Annotated in this window: 1 protein-coding gene; it reads right to left on the bottom strand. The window is 71.9% G+C overall.

The annotated features are described in order from the left end of the window. Positions 1-267 precede the first annotated feature (267 nt). Positions 268-2,088 (bottom strand): tetratricopeptide repeat protein, encoded by a 1,821-nt coding sequence (locus RB628_RS40280; protein WP_318325608.1) that lies wholly within the window; start codon positions 2,086-2,088, stop codon positions 268-270. Positions 2,089-2,345 lie beyond the last annotated feature (257 nt).

The raw sequence follows: 2,345 nt of genomic DNA, 5'->3' as shown, positions 1-2,345 counted from the left end.
GACCTCTGGGTTATGAGCCCAGCGAGCTACCGAGCTGCTCCACCCCGCGTCGGTAAACGCAACGTTACGTCAGCCCCGCCCACCAAGGCAAATCGATTGAGCGCCTGCCCGCACCGCCAGCCCGTCTGGGGGTCCCCCCTCTGGGGAAGTTTGCGGACAAGGCCCGTTCAGGGCCGTAGCAGGGGTCTGGGGAGGCGGTCCCCAGACCGGGACGGGTAGGGGCGGCGGCGGCGAGAAAGCCAACACCCACCCCCACCCACCGCGCCCTCAAGCGGAAAGCTCCTCCCGCAACGCATCTCGCAAACGAGCCGCCCGCTCCGCGACCTCCCCCGGCCCCAGCGAAACCGCCAGATCGGCCCACCGCTGCCCTTCCGCCAGCTCCCCCCGCCGCGCGTACACCAGCGCCAGCCGCAACGCAGCCCGCCCATGCCCCGCCTCAGCCGCCCGAGCCCACCACACGGCGGCCTCGGGCTCACTCCCCTCGCGAGCCAGCAACAGCCCCAGGTTGAACGCCCCGTTACGGGAACCGGCCTCAGCCGCAGCCCGGTACCACCGAGCCGCCTCCACCACGTCCCCGCGAGCCGACGCCAGCATCCCCACCCGCACCTGCGCCCGCCGGTGCCCCTGGGAAGCCGCGCGCTCGTACCACTCCTCGCACTCGGTCTTCTCGTGCGCGATCTCGCCCAGTTCGTGCGCGGGCGTGGGCGGACGCCGAGCGTCGAGCACCGAGGCCAGCCGATACGCGGCCTCGGGGCTGCCCCCGCCCGCCGCGCACCGCAGATACCGCTCGGCCTCCCGGTCGTCCCCGTCCCGCAGCCGGACGATCCCGACCTGGAGCGCCGCCTCGGTGTGGCCGGCGCCGGCGGCGCGCTCGTACCACCGCAGCGCGGCCACGTCCTCACCCCGCCCGGCGTAGAGAATCCCCAGGTTGAAGGCGGCGTCCACGCTTCCCGCCTCGGCCGCCTTGGAGAACCACGGTCCGGCCCCCTCCGCGTCCCCAACCTGCAACAGCAGAATGGCGAGCGCGTTGGCGGCCTCGCGGTGCCCGGCGTACGCGGCCCGCCGGTACCACTGCTCGGCCTGCGCGGTACGCGACTGCTCGGCGCACAGCAGACCGAGGTTGTAGGCGCCGTTCACGTCCCCGGCGTCCATGGCGGCGCGGTACCAGCGCTCGGCGGTCTGGGTCTCACCGCGCTCGGCATGCAGCGCGCCCAGCGCGTTGGCGGCATTGCCGTCCCCGTCCTGGGCAGCCCGCAGCCACCACACAGCGGCACTCTCGGGGTCCCCCGCGTCCCTCAGCAGGAACCCGAGCGCGCATGCTGCACGGGCCTCGCCGTCCTTGGCGGACGTCAGATACCAGCGCCCGGCCTCCTTGAGCTCACCGCGCTTCTCCAGAATGGTCCCGAGATGCAGCGCGGCCCGCTGATGCCCCCGGGCGGCAGCCTGCCGGTACCACTGCTCGGCCTCCCCGGCACCTTCACCCGCGCCACCGCTCGCACCGTCAGCACCAGCACCACCACCACCCACACCATCCGCAGCCTTGCGGTCCAGCGCACGGGCCAGCCGATAAGCGGCCTCCCGGTGCCCCCGCTCGGCGGCGACCCGCATCCACTTCTCCGTGGCCGCGTCCCCGCGGTGCTCCAGCAGATCGGCGAGGGCGTACGCGCCCAGCACATGCCCCTGTTCGGCGGACTGGCGCAGCCAGTACTCGGCGGCCGGCTCGTCGCCGCGCTCACGGTGGTGCCGTCCGAGCGCGTGCGCGGCGGGGGCGGAGCCGGCGACTGCGGCGATCCGCCACCATCCGGCGGCGTCGTCGGCGTACCCACGCTGGTGGAGGAGGACACCGAGGTTGTTGGCGGCGGCACGGTCCCCGGCGGCGGTAGCGGCACGCAACTGAGGCTCGGCTCCGTCGAGATCACCGCGACGCAGCAGCATGGCTCCGAGGACACTCATCGCCTCGACGTCGCCGGCCTCGGCGGCGATCCTGTGGCGCGCCTCTTCTACCGCCTCGCCGGTTTCGTCCCGGTCGGAAGGCTGCACAAATCGCCCTGTCCCCAACAGAGTTGCCTTGTCCCCCATAACGTCCATCGTCGCACCACCTGCAACCTGGGTACACCTGGTATACCGCAGCCAGTGAAGTCACTTCAGCGTTTTGTCGACATGCCCACAGAGAGACAAGTCAAACACAGTTCCCCTCAACTGCCCCGGGAAGGCGCGGCCTTAACCAGGTCGGCACACGCGTTCGCACACCACGAAGGCCCGGATCCTTGGAGGATCCGGGCCTTCGCGATCAGTAGCGGGGACAGGATTTGAACCTGCGACCTCTGGGTTATGAGCCCAGCGAG

The organism is Streptomyces sp. ADMS (genome assembly GCF_033441795.1).
Taxonomy (GTDB): domain Bacteria; phylum Actinomycetota; class Actinomycetes; order Streptomycetales; family Streptomycetaceae; genus Streptomyces.
Note: the sequence above shows the minus strand (reverse complement) of the source record. Positions and strands in the feature narration are given on the sequence as shown.

Excerpts from the sequence above, each read along its gene's own strand:
- RB628_RS40280 (WP_318325608.1), bottom strand. The coding sequence starts at position 2,088 with ATGGACGTTATGGGGGACAAGGCAACTCTGTTGGGGACAGGGCGATTT.